This window comes from Sphingomonas psychrolutea (genome assembly GCF_014636175.1).
In the GTDB taxonomy this organism is placed as follows: domain Bacteria; phylum Pseudomonadota; class Alphaproteobacteria; order Sphingomonadales; family Sphingomonadaceae; genus Sphingomonas; species Sphingomonas psychrolutea.
The window spans coordinates 27,113-48,588 of the sequence record NZ_BMDW01000002.1; the positions used below are offsets into that span (position 1 = coordinate 27,113).

Consider the following 21,476-nt stretch of genomic DNA (forward strand, 5'->3'; position numbering starts at 1 on the left):
CTTCGATGAAAGCTTCGCGCCGTGATTGGCGTGACACCCAGATGGACCATTCCAATACCTTGGTGTAGAGAGGCTATGGCGATATCATCCATTCCCGGAAGGAATAGATTTGGACCGGATGCACGCGATGGAAGTGTTCGTCCGGGTGGTCGAGACCGGCTCGTTTTCTGCCGCTGCACGCGCCTTGCGGATTGGCCAGCCCGCCGTTTCGAAACTTGTCGCCGCGCTCGAAACGCGGCTTGATGTCCGTCTGCTGATCCGCTCATCACGCCATGTCGCGCCGACCGAAGCGGGTCAGGCCTATTATGAGCGCGCCAAGCGCGCGATTGCCGAGGCGGACGAAGCCGATACGGCGGCGCAGGGTTTGGGATTGGGGATCGAAGGACGGCTGCGCGTGTGCGCGTCGGTTACCTTTGCGCGGCTACATATCGCGCCAAAGCTTGGGGCTTTCCTCGCGGCGCATCCCAAGCTGCAGCTCGACCTCGTGATGGACGATCACAATGTCGATCTGTTGTCGCAGAACATCGATGTCGCGCTGCGCCTCGGCGATCTGGCGGATTCGGCGCTCACCGCCCGCAAACTCGGGTCGACTGCGCGGGTCCTGGTGGCTTCACCTGCGTATATTGCTGCCCACGGTCGCCCGACGGAGCCGGACGCGCTGCGCGCGCATGAAGCCATAGTCTATGCACAAGGCGGCAACAGCGGCGACGTGTGGCGCTTTCGCAAGGGAACGACCGAGGTTTCGGTCAGCGTGCCGTACCGGCTGGCCTGCACAGCCGCCGAAGGTGTGCGCGAGGCTGTGCTCGCCGGGATCGGCATTGCGATCGCGTCGGAATGGATGATGCCGGAAATCGTATCGGGGGGAGTTGAAACGCTTTTGCCGGACTGGTCGCTGCCGCCAGCCGATCTCTGGGCGCTCTATCCCGCGGGACGCCTTCCTAGCGCCAAGGCGCGCCTGTTCATCAGCTGGTTCGAGGCAAATCTATGAGGCCGATGCGCCGCGAACCCGACCGCGCGTCTAGGCGGGCTTGCCATAATCCGTTGCACACGGCTAACGCAGGTCGCGGGGGCCTGTAGCTCAACTGGTTAGAGCTGTCCGCTCATAACGGATAGGTTGCGGGTTCAAGTCCTGCCGGGCCCACCATTTTGCGCCGTTTGCGAGACAAAAGAGCGCAGCTCTTTCGCACGCAAACCAGCACGGCCAGCGCAGCAAAGCCGCGCCACCGGGCGCAGCTTTGCTGCGTCTGACGGCGCGGCGTGAAGCCCGCCTCACCCTCGCCCCGCCGCCGTGATAATCTGATCGAGCGACGCCGCGCGCACGCCGCGCCGCGCGAGATCGGCGAGCACGGCATCCCACCACCCGTGAAAGCGCGCCAGATCGGCGGCATCGCGGACATAGGGCGTGAAGCCCGGCGCCACCGACGGCGAGTGAAAAGCGAAGTTGAGTAGCCGCAGCCCCTCCCCGACCGCGACGGCGATCGCCTCGAGCGCGTCCTTCACGGGCATATCCTCCGGGGTCAGCGCGACGCGCGAGAGCAGCCCGGCGCGCGCAAACAGCCCACGCCCCTTCGGGACCGCAGCGAGCAGCCGGTAAAGCCGTGTTCCGCCGGTCCGGGCGCGGCCGGTATAGACGGTGGTCAGCGGCACTTCGATCATCGCCCCGGCGCGAAACGCGTGGTTCGAAATCTCGGCGAAATCCGGCCCGCCATCGTCGACATAGCGGTAGCGCGACCGCATCGAGCTATCGAGCAGATACCCGCGCGCGGCGAGCAGGCGCAGGGTGTTGGGTCCGATGCCATAACGGCCAGCGCGATACGCCACCGGGCGCGTGCCAAAGGCTGCAGTAATGGCACCGGTCAGCGCGTCGATCTTCGCCGCCTCGGTCGCTTCGGGCAAGTTTCCGGCATAGCTGTTGGCGGGCGTCAGCGCTTCGTCGAACGGCGGGTTGACCCAGGGGTGCAACTGCGTGCCGATCGCCGACACGCCGTCGGCAAGACAAGTGGCGAGAATGTCGATCGCCCGCGCGTCGGTCGCAATCGGGTAATCGACCATATAGGTCAGGGCCACGCCGCGATCGGCGAATCGGCGGTGTGCATCGGGCAAAGCGGTGATCGCGGAAACGCCGTGGCTTTGACGCCCAAGCGGCGCATTCCAGTCGAATTCTTCTTCGGTATCAACCAACACCGTGAAGCGCGTTCCGAAGTCATCGGGCCAATCGATCAAATCGCCGGGCGCGGGCGCAGGCGGACGGTATCGCGCGACGAGAGCGGTGGCGGATGGCTTAGCGACGGCCACGATCAGTTAGAAGAAGCCTGCTCCATCGCGGCAGAGAAGGCGGCGGGCAGGTGCAAAGTCAAGGCCTTGTCGCCAATCGTCAGGCTTCCGCGCAATTCGGCCGCCAGATTGCGCGCCAAGCGCAGGGCAAACCCGGTACCAAGCAACGGTGCGCCATCTCGCTCGGCTTCGGCCTCGGCATCGATCGTCAGCAACGTTTCCTCGGCATAGGCGGCGAGCGCTACCGGTCGGTCGAAAACGAGCACGACCGTGCCGTCCTCGCCCGTCGCGGAGACGCCGATCCGCTCACCCGCACTACCCGATGCGACCAAAGTCGCCATCAGCCGCGCCATTAACCGCTCGACCGCGCGATCATCGCCCAGAATCGAGAGCGCATCGTCGCTGACATAACGATCGAGCACAGCGCCGCGCAGCGTCGCGAGCGGCGCCAGATCGGCGAGGATCCGGTCGAGTAACGGTGCGACCGGGACATCGCCCGGCCGCAGATCGAGCGCGTGCGTTTCGATCCGCGCGGCCATGTCGATGTCATCGATCGCGGTAAGCAGCCCGCTCGCCTGTCCCCGGATCGCAGCGGCGTGTGCGCGGTACGGAGCGGGCACCGGCCCGAGCATTTGCGATTCGATCATTTCGGCAAAGCCCGCGATCGCGTTGGTCGGCGTGCGCAGTTCGTGGACGAGCTGTCGCAGCGCGTCGGCGGCGGGGTTGCGCGTCTCGCGCACCGGCTCGGCACTTTCATCGGCGCGCGGGCGGCGCGCGGTGCCGCGATAGCCGGTGAAACGCCCGCTCGCCCGGTCGAAAACCGGGATTCCGGTGATTCGCCATTGGCCGGCAGCATCAGAATGCCCGTCGACCAAAAGCCGCGCATTGGCGAAACCGGCGCGGCGCCGGAAGGCACCTGCCGCAGTGCCATCGACGCACGATCCGCCCGGACGCGGAACCAGATCAAGTGACAGGCCGATCAAGGGCGCCCGCGCTGCGCCCTCGACCCAGCGCACGACACCGTTCGCGTCGGTTTCGAAGCGGAAGGATTCGGCCTGATACGGCTCGCGCGCGAACAGCTCGGGCTGAATTTCAAGCGTCGGGGCATCGGCTGGAATCTGCTCGCGCTGACGCTGGTACGCATCGATCCGCGCGACCAGTTCGGAGATCTGGAACGTGCCGTCGGCACGTTGGCGATTGCCTGCAGAAAACGGCGCAATCGCCGGCACGGGAACGGAGCGTTCCGCCTGACGCAGCGCCTCGGCCACGACGGGCAGACCCGCGGCAACGTCCGCAATCGACACGAATGGCGACACTGGGGCGATCGTCTCGGGAAGGTCGCGCGCTGGCTCAGATGCCGCTTCGTCGACCGCGATTGGGGTGACAAATATTTCCGGCATCACGGCATCGCCGACCAGATCGGTCCAGTCGATGACCAGCGGCGCGTCGGAGACGGTGGGCTGCACTGGGCTCGCGGGCGCAGTTTCAACCGCAGCCTCGCTCAGCGGCTCTGGATCGGCCGCAGACAAGGGAATGGCAGACGGCAGGATTTTCGTAACCGGCGCGCCAAGTACAAAATCGACGCTTCCAAACGTCTCGAGTGCGCGCTCGACATCGGGCGATAGATCGCGGCGATGGCGCAAGATCGAACGCGCCGCAGGCGATAGCCGTGGCAGCAAGCTGCGCCACTCAGCCCCGGATAGCTGCGCCGCACGCAATACCGGTGCAGCCACTGCAATCTCATCTTCGGCAAACACGGCGACCAGGCCGACCGGCGGCCTGGCAAACGCCAGCGCGCGCGCGCTCGCCGCGCGAATCGGCGGCGGCACATCGCCGCGAATCATCCGCAACCGCGCGATCGCCGCGTCGTTCGCGGACACGCGCCCACGCCCGATCAGATCGACCAACTGCCGCCAAGTCGACTGTGCGCCGAACGGCGATGACATTTCTGCCGAAAGAACCGTTTCCAGACTGTCGTCGAAGCGCAATGCGATCCATTCCCGATCCGGTCGCGAAAGCGCCGTAACGATTTCTTAACTGTGCTTGGGCGCCGTTGTAACCCCAAGTTTTCGATGCGTCGCAATGTGGGACAATTGCGTTCGTCAGCAATTATCTTATGTTGAAGCGAGATGCGGCGATGCGAAACACGCATACCGGGGGAGCGGACTGTAATGCCTTTCGATTCGATCGACCGACGTATCCTGGAACTGCTGCAGGACGATGGTCGCATGACCAACGTCGATTTGGCCGAACGGGTTGGGCTGACGGCGCCGCCTTGTCTCCGCCGGGTACGCGCGCTGGAGGAAACCGGGGCGATTCGCGGTTATCATGCCGAAATCGATGCGGCGACGTTGGGCTATCCGATCACGGTCTTTGCGATGGTCAGCTTGCGCAGCCAGGCCGAGCATGATCTCGCCGCATTCGAAGGCCATGTCGGGACAATTCCCGAAGTCCGCGAATGCCATATGCTCAATGGCGAGATCGATTTCATCCTGAAGATCGTGGCGAGCGACCTGAAAAGCTTTCAGGACATCTTGATGACGCACCTGACACCGGCGCCCAACGTCGCCAGCGTCAAGACATCGCTGACGATCCGCACCGCCAAGGCGCTGCCGGGAATTCCGATCCGGCACACCTGACGCAAGAAAGGGCGGCCCGCGAGCCGCCCTCCGTGTCGGTTGCGTTCGGCCTACGCTGCAATCGGCGGGGTGGTGACGAACACCGTCCACAACCGCGCGATGGCCTTGTTCGGCTCGGCGTTCACCCGCGCGAGCGCGGCCTTGGCGCCCTCGCGATCCCCCGACAGCGCCAGCGCCATGCCGAGGTGGAGATTGTTGCGATCGGCATCCGGCGCGCCCTTGGTCTCGCACAAACGGTACATCTCGATCGCCTTGGCAAAGTTGCGCGTGCCGAAATATGCGTCGCCTGCCTGCTGCGCGAGATCGCCCTTGGCCCCGGCCAGCGCATTCTTTTCCTTGACCGCGAGCGGGGCACTGCCAGCGATTCCGGTCTTCGCGCGCGCCAGCAACTCGTTTCCGGTGATGTTCCCAGTCGGGATAACGCCGGCGGAGAAGCCTTCCTCGATCACGGTCTTGGTTTCGTTCGGCAGGCCGACCGTCAGAGCGGCATCACCGTAATCGATATATTCCTTTTGGCCGGCCATACTCTTGGACGCCCACAACAGCCGATAGAGATCGATCTTGTTCTTGCTGTATTTGATCGCAGCCGGGCCCTGGAACCCGAACGTATAAATCGCCCCGCGCCAATTCGGGGCAGTGCCATATTCGGTCAGCCACGCTGCCGTCCATTGATCGGCACCTTCCTGATCGCCCGCCTTGCCCAAGCGGCTGAACGCATATTTATACCATGCTTCGGGGGCCTTGCGACCGGCGGCCTTTTCTGCGGCAATCGCAGTACCGAGTTCGGCAATGCCGCCTTTCACGTCGCCCGTCTCGACCTTTGACTGCACGATTTGCAACAGCAGATCGGGATTGTTCACGCCGAGTTCGCGCGCGCGCATGAAGTACCGCAGCGCATCTGGGTACTTCTTGAGCGCATAGGCCAAACCGCCGCGTTCATTGTTGCGAATCGCGAGCTCTGCGGCCGGCGTAGCGGGATTGGCCAACAAGGCATCGAGGATCGGGATGAGTGCGGTAATCCGCTGCGCTTCCGGCTGACTCTTGGTCTGGGCGTTGACCAGCGCCAGCCTTATGCCCTGCGCAAGATAGCGCTCATAGTCGGTTTTGGCGACGCTATCCATTGTGTTGAGCGCAGCCTCTGCCTTCACCAGATCCTTCGGTGTCGCGGCGAGTGCGGTCTGCGCCTCAATGGCGGCTGCTCGCGCTTCCTTTGAGATTGACGGCGCGGCGGGGGCCTCTTCCTTCTTCTTGGCAATCGCGGGCGCGACCAAGGCCGCACCGTTCAACGCAACGACCAACGCGGCGGATAAGGCAAGTTTGGAAACCATCTTCATTGCGAACTCTCCTCATGCGGCGCGGCGCGCGCGGCGGATTGCTGGCGCTGCTCTAGCGCCGCCGCTTGTACCGTCAAGCAACCGCGTTGCCGCCCGAAGCCTTAACGTCGCTTGAACCCGTCGGCTCCCATCTGCGATCCACAAGGCTTTGACGGGAGCGCGCCACCCGCCTAACCGGCTCCACGATGATTGCCTTGCTCTCCCCCGCCAAGACGCTCGATTACGAGCGCGCACTGCCCCCCCTCACTGCGACCGAGCCGCGCTTTGCCGACACAGCAGAGGCGCTCGCGCGGTCGGCGGCAAACCTGACGCAGAAACGGCTGGCGCAATTGATGCACATTTCGCCAACGCTGGCGAAGCTCAATGCCGATCGTTTCGCTGGGTTCGCCGGTGCCCCTACACGGCCCGCGCTCTTTGCCTTTGCCGGGGACGTGTATACCGGGTTTGAGGCGCGCTCGCTCGACGAAGCGGCGGTTGCGTACGCGCAGGATCATGTGCGGATGCTGTCGGGGTTGTACGGCCTGCTCCGCCCGCTTGACGCGATGAAACCGTACCGCCTGGAGATGGGGACGCGTTGGGCCCCGCGCCGCAAGAATCTTTACGAATTTTGGGGCGATCGTATCGCAACTGCGGTCCGCGCCGATCTCGTGGCCGAGGGATCGGGCGCCGTCCTCAACCTTGCCAGCCAGGAATATTTCGCCGCCGTGCTCGGTAAACTGGACGGCGTGCGCGTGATCGACGTGGATTTCCGCGAACCCGGACCCAACGGCCCGCGCTTCGTCAGCTTCAATGCCAAGCGCGCGCGCGGGATGATGGCGCGCTGGCTGTGCGAACATCGCATCCACGACATCGAGGACATGAAGGGCTTCGACAGCGACGGCTATCGATTCGATGCCGCCGAAAGCGAAGCCGATCGCTGGCGCTTTTCCCGCGCATGAGCGGCTCTGCAGTCATCATCGGCGCATCCGGCGGGATCGGCGCGGCCTTCGTCGCCGCGTTGGAGGACGAAGGTGCGTTCGACATCGTCCATGGCTTTGCGCGAAGCTGGAGCGGCGCGCGGCATATCGACCTGACCGACGAAGCGAGCATCGCCGCTGCCGCCGCGCACGTCGCCACCGGCCCGGCGCCGACGCTGGTGATTGTCGCGACCGGCTTGCTGCATGATACGGTGCGTGGCCCCGAAAAGGCGATGCGCGAGCTCGATCCCGTCTGGCTCGCCCGGAATTTCGCGATCAACGCGATCGGCCCGGCCCTGGTCGCCAAGCATTTCCTGCCGCTCGGAGCCAAGGGCAAGCCCGCTGTGTTTGCCGTCCTGTCGGCGCGCGTCGGGAGCATTTCGGACAATAAGCTCGGCGGCTGGTACGGCTATCGCGCCTCGAAGGCCGCGCTCAATCAACTGGTGCGTACGCTCGCGATCGAGGAAAAGCGTCGCAACGATCGCAGCATCGTCGTGGCACTCCATCCCGGCACGGTCAACACCGCGCTGTCGAAGCCGTTCCAGAGCAATGTCCAGCCCGGCCGCCTGTTCGATGCTGAGCGCGCGGCGCTGCAATTGCTCGACGTGATCGAGGGATTAAAGGTTCCCGACAGCGGCAAACTGTTCGATTTCGAAGGCAAGGAAGTGCCGTTCTAAAGCCCCCCGACGACATAAAACATGACGGATTTGTCACCATAGTGCCATCGATAGGTCAGCGGTACGGTCGCATTCTCTTCATCTTCGGGATCATGCCCGAAGTTCTTGAGAGGATTGCCATGACCCGGTTCCCGATCGCGCTCGCCGCCACCGCTCTGCTGTGCGGCACCGCTGCCGTCGCTCAGATGAAACCTGCAACAAAGCCGACGCCGACAAAGGTGATCGCTGCCACGCCAGTCGCAAAGCCCACGCCTGCGAAGATGATGGCAGCCAAACCCGCCCCCGCAATGGCTGCCAAGGCAGTCGCTGCTGCGCCCAAGCCGAAGCCAGCCGCTGCTCCCGGCGGTCGGATGGTTTCGGCCAAGCTCGCGAATGGCAAGACCGTGACCTACAATTGCGCGCTCGCCGGGAACAAGACAAAGAAGGCCTGCCAATAACCCTGAAAAATCCGCCCCCGCGCGCGCTCCTAACGCGCGTGGGGCTGGCATTCGCGTTCGCGCTCGGCTAGGGTTGTCGCATTCCCGTAACACAGCCGAAGGCACCGCAAATTGACCGACGAGACCGTGCTCGCCGACCCATCCGATATTGCTCCGATCTCGATCGTCGACGAGATGAAGTCGAGCTATCTCGATTATGCAATGAGCGTGATTGTCGCGCGCGCGCTGCCCGATGTCCGTGACGGGCTGAAGCCCGTTCACCGCCGCATCTTGTGGTCTGCGTCGGAAAGCGGCTTCCTGTACAACCGACCGTATCGCAAATGCGCGCGCATCGTCGGCGATACGATGGGTAAATATCACCCGCACGGCGACAGCTCGATCTACGAAGCCTTGGTCCGCATGAGCCAGGACTGGTCGATGCGCGTGCCGCTGATCGACGGTCAGGGCAATTTCGGGTCGATGGACCCCGATAAAGCCGCCGCGATGCGCTATACCGAGGCGCGCCTGGCCAAGGTCGCCGGTTCGCTGCTCGAGGATATCGACAAGGACACGGTCGATTTCATCCCCAATTATGACGGGTCGGAGCGTGAGCCCGCCGTCCTCCCGGCGCGTTTCCCCAATTTGCTGGTCAATGGCGCAGGCGGCATCGCGGTTGGCATGGCGACCAATATCCCGCCGCACAACCTCGGCGAAGTGATCGACGCTACGCTCGCCATCATCGATTCGCGCACCGGCGCGCGCGAAGTGCCAAGCGACGAGGAATTGCTCGAGATCGTCCCCGGTCCCGATTTCCCGACCGGGGCGATCATCCTCGGCAAGGCGGGCGCGCGCTCGGCCTATGAAACCGGACGCGGCTCGATCATCATTCGCTCGCGCTACGTGGTCGAGGAAGGCCGCGGCGATCGCCGCTCGATCGTGCTCACCGAAATCCCGTTCCAGACCGGCAAGAACGGCCTCGTCGAAAAGATCGCCGAAGCCGCCAAGGACAAGCGCATCGAAGGCGTCAGCGACATTCGCGACGAATCGAGCCGCCTCGGCGTGCGCATCGTCATCGACCTAAAGCGCGATGCGACACCCGAAGTCGTGCTCAACCAGCTTTGGCGCCACACCCCGGCGCAATCGTCCTTCCCGGCGAACATGCTGGCGATTCGCGGCGGGCGCCCCGAACTGCTCAATCTGCGCGACATCATCACCGCGTTCGTCGTCTTCCGCGAGGAAGTGATCACGCGGCGTTCGAAGTTCGAGCTCGCCAAGGCGCGCGACCGTGCCCATTTGTTGCTCGGCCTCGTCATCGCGGTCACCAATCTCGACGAAGTCGTCCGCATGATCCGCGGCTCCTCAAGCCCGGCGGCGGCGCGCGAAGCGCTGATCTCGCGCGAATGGCCGGTTGCCGAGATCGCACCGTACATCAAGCTGGTCGAAGCGGTCGAAGCCGAAGTCACCGGCGACACCTATCGCCTGTCCGAACTGCAAGTCCGCGCGATCCTCGATTTGCGCCTCCACCGCCTCACTGCTTTGGGCCGCGACGAGATCGGCAACGAGTTGCAAGGCCTCGCCGATTCGATCTCCGAGCTGCTCGCCATCCTCGGCGACCGCGCGAAACTCTACGCGGTGATGCGCGACGAACTGGTCGCGGTGCGCAAGGAATTCGCCACCCCGCGCAAGACCGACATTGCGGCTGCCGCCGACGGGATCGACGACGAGGATCTGATCGAGCGCGAGGACATGGTCGTCACCGTGACGATGCAGGGCTATATCAAGCGCACCACGCTCGACACTTTCCGCTCGCAAGCGCGCGGCGGCAAGGGTCGTGCGGGCATGGCGACCAAGGATGAGGACGCCGTCACCAATTTGTTCGTGACATCGACTCATACACCGGTGCTGTTCTTCTCAACCCTCGGCAAGGTCTACCGGATGAAGGTCTGGAAACTGCCCGAGGGTGGCGCTGCCACGCGCGGCCGCCCGATGATCAATTTGCTTCCGCTGGCCGAGGGCGAGACGATTTCGACCGTGCTGGCGTTGCCTGAGGATGAGGCGGAATGGGCCAAGCTCCACGTGATGTTCGCCACCGCCAAGGGCAGCGTGCGCCGCAACTCGATGGACGCCTTCACCAACGTGCCGACCGCCGGCAAGATTGCGATGAAGTTTGAAGGCATTGACGAGGACGATCGTCTGATCGGCGTCGCCTTGCTGAGTTCGGACGACGATGTGTTGCTCGCGACGCGCGCCGGCAAGGCAATCCGCTTCGCCGCCGATGAAGTCCGCGAATTCCAGAGCCGCAACTCGACTGGCGTGCGCGGCATGGCGCTGAAGGGCGACGATGCAGTCATTTCGCTGTCGATCCTCCACCGCGTCGGCGCGACGCCCGATGAGCGCGAGGAATATCTGAAGTTCGCGCCGTGGAAGGAGCGTGAGGGTGAGCCTGCGATGGACCCAGCCCGCTATCAGGAATTGATCGCGCGCGAACAGTTCATTCTGACGGTTTGCGCTAACGGCTACGGCAAATTGTCCTCGGCCTATGACTATCGCCGCACCGGGCGCGGCGGCCAGGGCATCACCAACATCGACAACATTCCGCGCAACGGACCCGTGGTGGCAAGCTTCGCCGCGACCAAGGGTCACCAGCTGATGCTGGTGACCGACCAGGCGAAGGTGATCCGCACGACCTTAGGGTCGATGCGCGTGATCGGCCGCAATTCGGCCGGCGTGAAGCTGTTCGATGTGGCCAATAACGAACATGTCGTCTCCGCCGCCCGCATCGAAGAAGCCGAAGGCGAGGCCGAGGCCGATGTGCGCGACCTGACTGCGGTCGAGCTCGCGCCCGACGACACCGCAGACACGAGCGATGACAGCGCGGCTGGGCCGGAGGGCGGCGAATGACCGACCTGCCGACCACCGCCTATAAGGTGCTGACCGCCGAACAGATGGCGATACTCGAGACAGAGGCCAGCTTTGCCGGGGCGCCCGTCGATCTCGCCGATGGCTACATCCATCTCTCGACCGCCGAGCAGTTGACCGAAACGGTCGACAAGCATTTTGCAGGGCAGGCCGATCTGCATGTCGCCGCGATTGATCTCGGGTCGTTCGGCGCTGGTCTCAAATGGGAAGAATCGCGCGGCGGTCAGCTCTTCCCGCACCTTTACGGCGGCCCGCTACTGCTGGAGACGGTGATCGCCTATGGACCGCTCGAGCGCGAGACGACGGGGCAGGTCAAGCTGCCGGTCGCGGGATAGCGCTAAGCATATAAATCGACGACCACCGCGCCCTGCCCCTCCGCCGCGAGCAACAGCGTGCGGTGGCAATGCTGCGGGTCACGCTCATAGCAGAGCAATGCGCTCGGCAACGCCGCCGCCAAGGCGAGCATCTGCGCCGCCTGCGCTTGCGCTTCAGGCAGCTCGAGCTGGTCGGCATAGACCGCCGCGAGCGTTGCCACGTCACCCCGCTTGGCGGCATCGCGCCCGCGCTTAGGCGTGCCGAGCGCTTTCAGGTGAACATAGCCGATCCCGGCTTCGGCGAGCGACGCCGCCAGCGACGTCTTGGAGAATCCCGGCCGCCGCGACAGTGGCAGCGCGCGGACGTCGATCACGCGCTGCACCCCCGCCCGCGTCAACGCAGCGAGGAAGTCGGCCATTGTCGAGGCTTCATAACCGATCGTGAAAACCTTCATCGTGTGCGCTCGCTCGTCACCACCCCGACCGCGATCATCGCTTGGCCGGCCAGATATAACGGCCAGACCAGCAGATCGGGTACGATCGATCCGGCCAGTGGCCCTATCTGCGCAAAGATCAGCAAGTCGGACACCGCGAACAGCACCGCCCCAGCCCCGACCAGGCCACGCGGGAACCGACTGATCCACGCCGTCGCCGCCATCGCGCCGAGCGCAAGCCCGTAGAGCAACACACCGGGGCTGCCGAAGAGCGCATAAGCGGTAAGCGGAACGCCGAGCATCAACAAGATCGCGGGCGCAGTCCCGTCTCGCCCGGTGCGGCGCCGCGACCAGTACAAGCCGGTTGCGAGCAGATGCCCGATCAGGAACGCCAGCGCGCCCACCGTCAGCCCCGAGGTTTCCAGCAACACGTCGCCCAGCGCGCCGAATGCCAGCACAAGCGCGATCCAGCGCCCGGCGGTCGTCGGCGCGGACGTCAGGGCCCATAGCGCGAGCAAACCGACGCCCGTTCCCTTCCAAGCCGCCAGAAGCGCACCGGCGGGGAGGATATGGCTCGCCGCCCAATAACTGAGCCCGGCGAGCAAGGCGGCGGCGAACAGGGCGGGTTTGGGTATGCGCGACATCATCCTGCTGAGATGCAGCACGCGAGGCACCGCTACAAGTGCGCCTCATCATCCCCACCATCACCGTCACCCCGGGCCTTGAGCCGGGGTCCATCAAGCGGCTTGGCGAGGTTCGGGAGCGACAAAGCAATCCTATCGGCACGATGGACCCCGGCAGAAGGCCGGGGTGACGGGTGTTTATGGCGCGCTGCTGCCCCCCGGCTGGGAGGTATGAGTGGACCAATTGACTCCCCAGCGAATCCTGTTATTTCTGTTTTTACAGAAATTGGAGTTATGCGTGACCCTGCTCGACCATCCCGACGCCAAGGCCTTCATCCTGCATTGGGGGGAAATGGGCACGCATTGGGGCGTCAACCGTTCGGTCGCGCAAGTCCACGCCCTCCTCTATCTCTCCGAAAAGCCGGTTGATGCCGAAGCGATCGTCGAGGCGCTCGGCCTTGCCCGCTCCAACGTCTCGACTGCGCTGAAGGAATTGCAGGGCTACGCGATTGTCCGCCGCGTCCATGTCGAGGGCGACCGGCGCGACCATTTCGTCGCCGAGGGCGATCTTTGGGAAATGCTGATGCGGATCGTGGCCGAGCGCAAGCGCCGTGAGATCGACCCGACGATCGCGCTCCTCGCCGAATTGTCCGAGCGGTTGAAAGCCGATCCCGCAGCCCCCGCCTATCTGCGTGATCGCGTGGTGCGAATGCACGAATTCCTCTCCACGCTCGGCACCTGGTACGAACAGGTCAAGGCGCTCCCGAAATCGACGCTCGTGACGCTGATGAAGCTCGGCGGCAAGGTCGCGCGCTTCATCCCCGGCGCGAAGAAGGGCTGATCCGATGTGCCTGCCCATTGCTCCCCCTTAGCTACGCCCAGTTGTTTCATTTTTTACAGAAATAACAGGCATTGGAGTTTGTCATGGTCGAGACTGCCTCTCCTCCCACGCGCGACCGGCGCGCCGCCACGATCCGCGTCTCCGCCGCGTTCGGCTTCGCCCTCGCCTTTGCGCTCGGCGTGTACCTCCTGCTGGAGGCCGCGCGGCCCGACGTCGGCCTGATCAGCTTCTCCTTCCTGTTGATCTTGCCCGCCGCAATCTCCGCGTTCGTGGCCTATGTCGCCGATCCGTGGAAGGAACGCACCCGCCGCGCCTATCTGATGGTGCCGGTCTGGCTGTTGCTGGTCGTGATCGTCGCGTCGCTGGTAATCCTGCGCGAAGGGGTCATCTGCGTTCTGATCCTGTCACCGCTGTGGATGATCAGCGGCCTTATCGGCGCAGAGATGACTTACCGGCTGCGCCGCCGCATAGGCTCCAACGACAAGACCTATTGCAGCGCGCTCCTGCTATCGCCGCTGCTGGCGATGCAAGTCGAGCCATACATCCCCTTGCCGCAAACCGAAGCGACCGTGACGCGCAGCACCGTGATTGCAGCAACGCCCGAAAAGATCTGGCCCTTGCTCCGCGGCATCCCCGACGTGCAGCCGGGCGAAGGGCAATGGAATATCTCCGAGGACGTGATCGGCATCCCCCGCCCGCTCGGTGCGCAACTGGTCGGCAGTGGCGTAGGCGCCGAACGGCGCGCGAACTGGGGCGACAATGTCCGCTTCCGCGAACGCGTTATCGAGTGGCAGCCGGAGCGCCGGATCGGCTGGCGCTTCATCTTTGACGATATCGACGGGTGGAAATTCACCGACCGGCATCTGATGCCCGACAGCCCCTATTTCCGCGTCACCACCGGCGGCTATACGATGCAACCGCTTCCCGATGGACGAACGCGCGTCACCATCCATACGCGCTATTGGATCCAGACCCCGGTCAACGGCTACTCGCAACTGTGGGGTGAGCTGTTCCTCGGCGACCTGGAGGACAATCTGCTGACGCTGGTCAAGGGGCGGGCGCGAGCGGCCGGGTCCGCGGAGGGCTGATCCCCGGATATCTGGATATCCCGACCAAGCAAATCCGGCCCCGGGTTTAGCAATTGCGTTCACCTGCAAAGGATTGCATCATTGCCTTGGTGAGGCTTGCGGATAGGCAGAAAATGGCGCGGATCGAGCGGCTGGTGATCCTGGGCGGGGGCACTGCAGGGTGGATGACCGCAACTGCGCTTTCCAAGACCCTTGGCCCGACGGTGGCGATCGACCTGCTCGAATCCGACGCGATCGGCACGGTCGGGGTGGGCGAGGCGACAATCCCGACGATCCACTGGTTCAACGATCTGATCGGCCTCGACGAAGCCGAGTTCGTCCGCGCGACCAAGGCAAGCTTCAAGCTCGGTATCGAATTCGTCGATTGGGCGCGGCCCGGCCACCGCTATTTCCATCCGTTCGGGCGTTACGGTGTGGATTTCGGGCACGTGCCGTTCCACCAATGCTGGCTGAAGGGGGCAAGCGACGGCGGCACCGCACCGCTCTCCGCCTTTTCGCTGGCCACCCAACTCGCTGCGGCAAACCGCTTTGCCAAGCCGTCCAGCGATCCCGGTTCGATCCTGTCGACGCTTGGCTATGCCTATCATTTCGACGCATCGCTCTACGCGGCGCATTTGCGCGGCCTGGCCGAGGCGAGCGGCGTGGTTCGGCATGAGGGTCAGCTGGGATTGGTGGAGCGCGACCCCGCCACCGGCTTCGTCACTGCGCTCACCACCGACCGCGGCAAGCGGCTCGCGGGCGATCTGTTTATCGATTGCTCGGGCTTTCGCAGCGTGCTGATCGGCGACGAACTGGGCGCAAAATTTGAAGATTGGTCACACTGGCTGCCATGCGACCGCGCCGTCGCGGTGCCGTGCGTGCGCGCCGCCGAAACCACGCCCTTCACCCGCTCGACTGTGCGATCCGCCGGATGGCAGTGGCGCATCCCGCTGCAGCACCGCACCGGCAACGGCTATGTCTATTCGAGCAGTTTCATCTCCGACGACGAGGCGGTAGCCACGTTGCTTGCCAATCTCGACGGCGAAGCGCTCGCCGAGCCGCGGCAACTGCGTTTCAAGGCGGGGTTCCGGCGCGAAACCTGGGTCAAAAACGTCGTCGCGATCGGGCTATCGTCGGGGTTCCTCGAACCGCTTGAATCGACCAGCATCCACCTTATCCAGAGCGGCATCGCCAAGCTCATCGCGCTCTTCCCCAACAGCGATTGTGATCCCGCCCTCGCCCGCCAGTTCAACGATCTGTTCGGACGCGACATGGACGACATCAAGGACTTCCTGATCCTGCATTACCACGCGACGAAGGGCCACACGGCACCGTTGTGGGAGTATACCCGCACGATGACATTGCCCGACAGCCTGATCGAAAAAGAAGCGCAATACCGCCGCTCGGGTCGCCTGATGCTGTCGAGCGACGCGCTATTCCGCGAGGCGAGCTGGCTCGCGGTGCTCAACGGCCAGGGCATCGTCGCCGCCGATCACAGCCCGATTGCCGATACGCTGGATGCAGCGGCAAATCGCCATCAGCTCGATCAGCTCGCCGCGATCATCGCGCGCGCCGCGCCGACGTTGCCGAAGCATGACGCCGTGATCGCCGCCCTGATCGGGCGCGCGGTGGCGTGACGGCGAGCGTCACGGTCCACCGGATCGGGAATGAGCAGGAACCCGTCGCGGCCATCGAGAATTTCGCGCCCGACCCTACGGCATTGCGAAAAGCGGCGCGGACTGCCGTGTTCGCGGTTGCGGGCGAACATTATCCCGGCATCCGCGGTGAACTTCCGCCCGACTATCTGGCTGGCGTGCGCCCCTTGCTCGGTGCGGTCTTCCGCGACGTGTTCGGCGTAAGCGAAGCGGTTTCGGTGCTCGATTTGCGCTGGTCGATGGTCATCGCGCCGCCCGCGTCGCTGTCGGTCGAACAACGCCTGCCGCATGTCGATGCGCTGGAGCCGGGACGGCTGGCGCTCGTGCATTTTCTGGGCGCTGACAAGGAAGACGGCACGGCCTTTTACCGCCATCGCGGCACTGGTTACGAGACGATCGATCAGAACCGCAGCACGACCTATTTCGCCGCGCTCAACGAAGATATACGGCGGCATGGCCCGCCGCCGTTTGCTTTTCCAAATGGCGACACGCCGATCTTCGAGCGGATCGCGCGCTTCGAGGGTCGCCCCAACCGCGCCTTGGTCTATCGCGGGCGGCTGCTTCACTCCGGCGACATCGCGCCAGGCAGACCGCTCTCCGCCGATCCCTTGATCGGACGCCTGACCGTTACCGGCTTTTTCGCCGCGCGCTAACGGCCGCCGGTGGCCGCACCGCCAGATACACCGTGCTCCACAATTGCGCGGCGTTCGATTCGTCGACATCGGCCTTCCCCGCGCCGAACGCGACAGTCTGATACCGGCCGTTTGCATATCGCCAAGACCATAGTTCGGAGCTTTGCAGGCCGCGCGTCGCACCGATCACGCGCCACAAAGCGGCCTGCGCCGAGACCAACCGCGCGCGGACCGGCGCTGGCAGGTCCCGCCTTGCAAGCTGGCGCTCCAAACCGGCGGCGAGCAGCGCCTGCTGCCACGACCAGATCACCGCGCCGTGATACGCCCCTGGCGTGAAGCGCGCCTGCGCTTGCGGCCCGGCAAAGGCGGCATTGGCCACGACCAGCCCGGCATCGGTCATCAATCCGGCTGGAAACGGGCGCATCATCGCCGCGACATCGCGGTCGAGTTCCGCGGGGGCGGGGTTGCCGAACAGCAGCGCAAAGCCCTCGTCCGAGTTGAGGATCGGCACCGGCTGTCCGCCCGCATTGATCGACAGCGCGTGAAAGCTAAGCGGCGTGCCGCCAAGCGAAGCAACCGCAGACGCGGCAGGCACGCCCAAGGTTGCGGCATAGGCGGTGATCGCGCTTGCCGCTTGCCGGGCTGCAAGCTCGACGCGGAACAGAGGCGGGGCCTTGTTTTGCCAAGTCGTGGCCATGCTGGCGGCACCCGCCAAGGCTGCGCGGTCCTCGGCCGTTACGTACGGGTCCAGGCGACCCGAGCGATAGAGCCGGTCGGCGGCGGCGAGTGCCGCGGGCACCAGCGCTGCGTTCACATCATAGGGGTAGATACCGCGGCCAAGCCCCTCGTCGCTGTCGCGCCATTCGCCCGACATCCGTCCCGGCTTGATCGCGATCAGCGTGGTAACCGAGGGCGCTTCGGCAAAGCCACGCGCCTGGCGCAACACAAAGCGCAGGTTTCGCACCAGCAGCGTACCAACGGCATCGCGCTCGCCCGGGCGTGCCGCACTCTCAAGCCGGGTGGCGAGGAACGCCGCGGTGCGCGCCTTGCCCGGCCCGTCAAGATAGTGGGCAACGATCGGGGCGAGCATGTAATCATCGTCGATCATGCCGTAATCGAGTTCGGCCCCGTCGCCGGAGCCACCAGCCTTCCGGTTCTGCAGCACCGCGAACTCGCCGACGCCCTCTTCATGCGCGACCTCGCCGCCGGGTGAAAGTCGCGCGAATACCGACCCCAGCCCCGCCTCGACCGCCGCCGGCTGCAGCACCGGCATTAGCAAGCGCACCGACATCAGCGTATCGCGTCCGAAATAGGTGTCGAAGCGCCACGAACCCGCCAGGAATTTCTCCCGGTAGCTGAGGAACGCAAGCGCATTCCGCGCGGCGGGATCGGGCGCGGCGCGCGCGTTGAGCAATTGGCCGAGCGGGAGCGGGGTCAAGGGTGCATCGCCGGTCAGCGCGATAATTTCGATCCGGATGCGACCGCTCCGCCCCGCGACGATCGAGCTCCCGTCGATCCGGCCCTCGATCACGCGCACGCTCAGTTCGTACCCCGGCGAGCCATCCAGTCGCTTGCGCGCATAACGGATCGTGTCGCGGCCATACTGCGCTTCGGCGGCGACCTCGGGCGGAAAGCGACCGACCGCCTGATAGTCACGCAGATAGCGCACGTTGGACAATACCGCCCGCTCCGGCGTCAGCCGTGCCGCATCGATGCTGGCGACGGTCGTAATGCCATGCTTCGTGCCGGCGGCGTTCGTCAGCGGGGTCGGCATACGTTCGATCGTCCAGGTCGCCGCACGCTCGAGCGGCGCGAACCACAGGCCCACCCCACTATTGCCCGCCGGAAACGCGACCAGGATGCGCGGCTCGCGTCCCGAGCGCAGCAGCAGATGCGCCGCCACCTTGCCGTCCCGGACGAAGGCGTTGAGATTCTTCCCCTCGACCAGCCGATAGCCGAGTTCCGTCTTCGGCACCGGTGCCGCGCCGAATGAAAGTGCCGCCACCACGGTGACGGTGGCGAGTCTCAGCGCGCGCGCCATCTGCTGTCCTTCGGGCGTCAGAATTTCAGTGTCACCGATCCGCCATAGGTGGGCCCGGCGATGCCGCGTGCATAGAAGAACCCCGACGCCGCATTTTGCGTCTGGCCCTGGCGCGGATTGCCTTCGGTCAGGCCGACCACGTCGAACACATTGTCGGCGTTGAAGCCCACCTGCAGCCGCTCGGTCACGTTAAGGTTCACGCCCAGACTGGTAACGCCGTACGCCGGCAGTGATACGCCATTGCCCGAATCCGCGAAAATATTGCCGATATATTTGTAGCGTCCATACACTTCGCCAAGTTTGTGCGGCAGCGTGACGGTTGGCGTAATCGTGATCAAGGTCGCCGGCGTGCGTTCCGGGCGGTTGCCGTCGAACGTCGGCTGCGCCACGCCGTTCAGTCGCAAATTATTGAGCTTCGGCTTTTGGAAAACGCCCGAAAGATCGACCGCGAACCAGCTGATCGGACGGATTAGGGCATCGACCTCGACGCCGGTGGTGCCCAGATCGGCAAGGAACGTGGTCTGGATCGTCGGGTTCACCGGATCGATAAAGTTATAGAATTGATCGCGGAAATTGGTGCGGAACACCGTCACCGTCGCATCGATCAGGCGGCGGTATCTGTAGCGTATCCCGGCTTCATACAGCTCGATTCCGGTGGTCGGATTGACGCCATTGGTCTGGAAGCCATCGGCATAGCGGGCATAGACCGATAGATTAGGGGTGAAAAGATAGTTCGCGCCGATCGTCCAGGCGAGCTTGCGCTGCGTCTTCTTGGTGACCGTATAGGTGCCGTTGAAGGTCGACCCCACCGTCGGCACCACGGCTGCGTTGATCAACCCTGGCTGCACCGGCTGGTTTACCGCCGCGCTATTGCCATCGTAAAATTCCGCGCTGTCGCTTTCCCAGCGCAGACCGCCGTCGATATGGAGATGATCGCCAATCGAAACCTCGTCATTGGCATAGATCGAGACCGAACTGTCCTTGCTCTGCCGGATGCCCGCACCCCAATTGCCGTACGAAATCTGGCCAGTGTCGGTCAGCGTGCCGATGACGTTGTTCGCGGCGTTTAGCGCGACGATGTCGTAAATATCGCTATTGGTCTTGACGTCGTTAACGACGGCTGACGTTGCCGACTGGTTCTGGAAACGGCTGACATCGTAATAGAGAATACCGGCGGTCAGCGAGTTGGTAAAGCCGCCGCCCTTATATTCCCAGCGTGCGCCGAAGTTCGATCCGAAATCATGCCCCGACTGGAAATCATGGTTGAGCGTGGTTTGCTGCAGGAAGCCGTTGCCGTTGAGCGCGTTGAGCACGCCCGTCTGGTTCGACCCGGTCACCGTCCCGGTGCGCAAGTTGCGGATGCCAAAGCGAACAGTCGTCGGGAATACCGCTTGCCCTGCTGCCAGCAGCCCGCCGATCGGCGACGCGGCACCCGGCGTCAGATAATCGACCGCGCTGGCCAACCCGGCATTACCCGTACCGGATCCCGGAAACAGCCCGTTGAAATCATCGGTCAGCCCCAGATAGCGCGCGCGAGCGAACAGGTCGATCGTATCGGTCAGCGGCTTTTCAAAATCGAGCCGGATCTGCTTGGTCTTGACGCGGACGCCCTGATCGTAGCGGAAATCGCGGAAGCCGTCGGCCTCGACAAAGGTCGATACCGGCACCGAAATGCGGGAAAAAGCCGTGCCGCCGACATTGCCAAACTGCGTGTCGAGCCCGGTGATGCTGCTCGGCGTGCCATTGTTATAGGCATAAGGCTGATCGGCGTAATAGGCCGCCTTGATGTCGCCGATCTTGCCGGTCAGCCGCACATAGCCACCCCCGTCGAAGCGATATTCGAGCATCGCCTTCAGGCGATAGCCGTCATAGTTGAACGGATTTTGGCGCACGCCCGGATTGGTCTGGATATAACCACCGATGTTGAAGGCGAGCTTGTCGCTGATCGGCGCGGAATAATAGAAATCGCCGCGCCGCTGCCCGTAATTGTACGCCGTAAAGCGCGCAAGCCCTTCGGATTTGGTGAAATTGGGGGTGCGCGACAGGAAATTAATCGTCGCGCCCGCACCGTTGACCGTCAGCACGCCCGACGACCCGCCCTTGACTGCTTCCAGCCGGTCGATCGTGATGTCGTTGGAAAAGAAGAAATCCGCCCCGCCGCCGCCATAGATGATCGGCAGGCCGTCCTCTTCGAGCTGAATGAAACGCTGCCCGCCACCCTGCAGGCCGCGCACCGAATAATTGTTCGACAGCTCCCCCGCCGTACCCTCGACGAAGATGCCCGGCACCAGCTCGAGCAGATCGGCGGTCGAGCGCGGTGCCTTGCGGGCGATATCTTCGGCGGTGGCGAAAGTGATGTCGGCAGACGAGGTGATGAGCGGGCGATTGCGCGTCGTCTGGCCGGTCACCACGATATCGGGAGTCTCCTGCGCCGCGACCGGCACCATGGCGGCATCGGGCGTAGCCGTCGCCGGATCGGCAGGGGGCGCGCTCTGCGCAAAGGCCGGCAACGCGAAGCAGGCTGATCCGGCCAGCAATACGGCCCGAATGGTGATCCGCGAGTTCATAAACCCTCCCAAGGTAATTTTATGGCTGCACCGCCTTGAAAAGCGGTTGCGCTGAGAGCGTGTTTAAATCGATTGCAGTGCCGTTGC

At 64.2% G+C, this 21,476-nt stretch carries 18 protein-coding genes and 1 tRNA gene; 12 read left to right on the forward strand and 7 right to left on the reverse strand.

Annotated elements, in window-relative coordinates:
• Nucleotides 1-118 precede the first annotated feature (118 nt).
• Both IEV62_RS01675 and IEV62_RS01680 read left to right on the forward strand, forming a co-directional pair.
• Nucleotides 119-988: a LysR family transcriptional regulator gene (locus tag IEV62_RS01675; protein ID WP_229732780.1), complete on the forward strand. Its 870-nt coding sequence runs from the start codon at nucleotides 119-121 to the stop codon at nucleotides 986-988.
• Between the two features lie 79 nt (nucleotides 989-1,067).
• A tRNA-Ile gene (locus tag IEV62_RS01680) sits at nucleotides 1,068-1,144 on the forward strand.
• Between the two features lie 125 nt (nucleotides 1,145-1,269).
• Here IEV62_RS01680 and IEV62_RS01685 read toward each other — a convergent pair.
• Together IEV62_RS01685 and IEV62_RS01690 are read right to left on the reverse strand one after the other, a co-directional pair.
• A complete protein-coding gene (locus IEV62_RS01685; RefSeq protein ID WP_229732754.1) occupies nucleotides 1,270-2,295 on the reverse strand; it encodes a polysaccharide deacetylase family protein in 1,026 nt (341 codons plus the stop codon).
• Nucleotides 2,296-2,297: 2 nt separating this feature from the next.
• On the reverse strand, nucleotides 2,298-4,262 hold the full coding sequence (locus IEV62_RS01690; RefSeq protein WP_188445047.1) for a histidine kinase dimerization/phospho-acceptor domain-containing protein: 1,965 nt from the start codon (nucleotides 4,260-4,262) through the stop codon (nucleotides 2,298-2,300).
• Nucleotides 4,263-4,445: 183 nt separating this feature from the next.
• Here IEV62_RS01690 and IEV62_RS01695 point away from each other — a divergent pair, with 183 nt between their 5' ends.
• A complete protein-coding gene (locus IEV62_RS01695; protein ID WP_188445048.1) occupies nucleotides 4,446-4,913 on the forward strand; it encodes an Lrp/AsnC family transcriptional regulator in 468 nt (155 codons plus the stop codon).
• Between the two features lie 50 nt (nucleotides 4,914-4,963).
• On the opposite strand, the gene IEV62_RS01700 is transcribed toward IEV62_RS01695, so the two are convergent.
• Complete coding sequence (locus IEV62_RS01700; RefSeq protein ID WP_188445049.1) at nucleotides 4,964-6,247, reverse strand: hypothetical protein; 1,284 nt, start codon at nucleotides 6,245-6,247, stop codon at nucleotides 4,964-4,966.
• Between the two features lie 185 nt (nucleotides 6,248-6,432).
• Between IEV62_RS01700 and yaaA the strand changes: the two genes are divergently transcribed.
• The 5 genes from yaaA (at nucleotide 6,433) to IEV62_RS01725 (ending at nucleotide 11,550) form a co-directional block, all read left to right on the forward strand.
• Nucleotides 6,433-7,185: a peroxide stress protein YaaA gene (gene yaaA / locus IEV62_RS01705; protein WP_188445050.1), complete on the forward strand. Its 753-nt coding sequence runs from the start codon at nucleotides 6,433-6,435 to the stop codon at nucleotides 7,183-7,185.
• A complete protein-coding gene (locus IEV62_RS01710) occupies nucleotides 7,182-7,880 on the forward strand; it encodes an SDR family NAD(P)-dependent oxidoreductase (RefSeq protein ID WP_188445051.1) in 699 nt (232 codons plus the stop codon). Before yaaA ends, IEV62_RS01710 begins: the two co-directional genes overlap by 4 nt.
• Before the next feature lie 119 nt (nucleotides 7,881-7,999).
• Nucleotides 8,000-8,317, forward strand: coding sequence for a hypothetical protein (locus IEV62_RS01715; protein WP_188445052.1), 318 nt, complete (start codon nucleotides 8,000-8,002; stop codon nucleotides 8,315-8,317).
• A gap of 111 nt (nucleotides 8,318-8,428) precedes the next feature.
• A complete protein-coding gene (gene gyrA / locus IEV62_RS01720; RefSeq protein ID WP_188445053.1) occupies nucleotides 8,429-11,197 on the forward strand; it encodes a DNA gyrase subunit A in 2,769 nt (922 codons plus the stop codon).
• Entirely contained in the window at nucleotides 11,194-11,550 is a 357-nt protein-coding gene (locus IEV62_RS01725; protein WP_188445054.1) for a DUF952 domain-containing protein, read from the forward strand. The genes gyrA and IEV62_RS01725 overlap by 4 nt, the downstream gene beginning before the upstream one ends.
• Before the next feature lie 2 nt (nucleotides 11,551-11,552).
• Here the strand turns inward: IEV62_RS01725 and IEV62_RS01730 are convergent, their stop codons facing one another.
• Together IEV62_RS01730 and IEV62_RS01735 are read right to left on the reverse strand one after the other, a co-directional pair.
• Entirely contained in the window at nucleotides 11,553-11,984 is a 432-nt protein-coding gene (locus IEV62_RS01730; RefSeq protein ID WP_188445055.1) for a DUF488 domain-containing protein, read from the reverse strand.
• On the reverse strand, nucleotides 11,981-12,610 hold the full coding sequence (locus IEV62_RS01735; protein WP_188445056.1) for a lysoplasmalogenase family protein: 630 nt from the start codon (nucleotides 12,608-12,610) through the stop codon (nucleotides 11,981-11,983). Before IEV62_RS01735 ends, IEV62_RS01730 begins: the two co-directional genes overlap by 4 nt.
• Nucleotides 12,611-12,884: 274 nt before the next feature.
• Here IEV62_RS01735 and IEV62_RS01740 point away from each other — a divergent pair, with 274 nt between their 5' ends.
• The 4 genes from IEV62_RS01740 to IEV62_RS01755 all read left to right on the forward strand — a co-directional run bounded on the left by IEV62_RS01740 (nucleotide 12,885) and on the right by IEV62_RS01755 (nucleotide 16,802).
• Nucleotides 12,885-13,427, forward strand: coding sequence for a GbsR/MarR family transcriptional regulator (locus IEV62_RS01740; RefSeq protein WP_188445057.1), 543 nt, complete (start codon nucleotides 12,885-12,887; stop codon nucleotides 13,425-13,427).
• A gap of 83 nt (nucleotides 13,428-13,510) precedes the next feature.
• Entirely contained in the window at nucleotides 13,511-14,515 is a 1,005-nt protein-coding gene (locus tag IEV62_RS01745; protein ID WP_188445058.1) for an SRPBCC family protein, read from the forward strand.
• A 113-nt stretch (nucleotides 14,516-14,628) separates the two neighbouring features.
• A complete protein-coding gene (locus IEV62_RS01750; protein ID WP_188445059.1) occupies nucleotides 14,629-16,131 on the forward strand; it encodes a tryptophan halogenase family protein in 1,503 nt (500 codons plus the stop codon).
• The gene (locus tag IEV62_RS01755; RefSeq protein WP_188445060.1) at nucleotides 16,128-16,802 is read left to right on the forward strand and encodes a DUF6445 family protein; all 675 of its coding nucleotides are present in this window, start codon (nucleotides 16,128-16,130) and stop codon (nucleotides 16,800-16,802) included. The genes IEV62_RS01750 and IEV62_RS01755 overlap by 4 nt, the downstream gene beginning before the upstream one ends.
• Here IEV62_RS01755 and IEV62_RS01760 read toward each other — a convergent pair.
• Together IEV62_RS01760 and IEV62_RS01765 are read right to left on the reverse strand one after the other, a co-directional pair.
• Entirely contained in the window at nucleotides 16,777-18,822 is a 2,046-nt protein-coding gene (locus IEV62_RS01760) for a hypothetical protein (protein WP_188445061.1), read from the reverse strand. The genes IEV62_RS01755 and IEV62_RS01760 overlap by 26 nt on opposite strands.
• Nucleotides 18,823-18,839: 17 nt before the next feature.
• The gene (locus IEV62_RS01765) at nucleotides 18,840-21,389 is read right to left on the reverse strand and encodes a TonB-dependent receptor domain-containing protein (RefSeq protein ID WP_188445062.1); all 2,550 of its coding nucleotides are present in this window, start codon (nucleotides 21,387-21,389) and stop codon (nucleotides 18,840-18,842) included.
• Nucleotides 21,390-21,476 lie beyond the last annotated feature (87 nt).

What these genes read in the sequence shown, in the direction of transcription:
- IEV62_RS01675 (WP_229732780.1), top strand. Translation starts at nt 119, where the DNA reads ATGCACGCGATGGAAGTGTTCGTCCGGGTGGTCGAGACCGGCTCGTTT.
- IEV62_RS01695 (WP_188445048.1), top strand. Translation starts at nt 4,446, where the DNA reads ATGCCTTTCGATTCGATCGACCGACGTATCCTGGAACTGCTGCAGGAC.
- IEV62_RS01700 (WP_188445049.1), bottom strand. Translation starts at nt 6,247, where the DNA reads ATGAAGATGGTTTCCAAACTTGCCTTATCCGCCGCGTTGGTCGTTGCG.
- yaaA (WP_188445050.1), top strand. Translation starts at nt 6,433, where the DNA reads ATGATTGCCTTGCTCTCCCCCGCCAAGACGCTCGATTACGAGCGCGCA.
- IEV62_RS01710 (WP_188445051.1), top strand. Translation starts at nt 7,182, where the DNA reads ATGAGCGGCTCTGCAGTCATCATCGGCGCATCCGGCGGGATCGGCGCG.
- IEV62_RS01715 (WP_188445052.1), top strand. Translation starts at nt 8,000, where the DNA reads ATGACCCGGTTCCCGATCGCGCTCGCCGCCACCGCTCTGCTGTGCGGC.
- IEV62_RS01725 (WP_188445054.1), top strand. Translation starts at nt 11,194, where the DNA reads ATGACCGACCTGCCGACCACCGCCTATAAGGTGCTGACCGCCGAACAG.
- IEV62_RS01730 (WP_188445055.1), bottom strand. Translation starts at nt 11,984, where the DNA reads ATGAAGGTTTTCACGATCGGTTATGAAGCCTCGACAATGGCCGACTTC.
- IEV62_RS01735 (WP_188445056.1), bottom strand. Translation starts at nt 12,610, where the DNA reads ATGATGTCGCGCATACCCAAACCCGCCCTGTTCGCCGCCGCCTTGCTC.
- IEV62_RS01745 (WP_188445058.1), top strand. Translation starts at nt 13,511, where the DNA reads ATGGTCGAGACTGCCTCTCCTCCCACGCGCGACCGGCGCGCCGCCACG.
- IEV62_RS01750 (WP_188445059.1), top strand. Translation starts at nt 14,629, where the DNA reads ATGGCGCGGATCGAGCGGCTGGTGATCCTGGGCGGGGGCACTGCAGGG.
- IEV62_RS01760 (WP_188445061.1), bottom strand. Translation starts at nt 18,822, where the DNA reads ATGGCGCGCGCGCTGAGACTCGCCACCGTCACCGTGGTGGCGGCACTT.
- IEV62_RS01765 (WP_188445062.1), bottom strand. Translation starts at nt 21,389, where the DNA reads ATGAACTCGCGGATCACCATTCGGGCCGTATTGCTGGCCGGATCAGCC.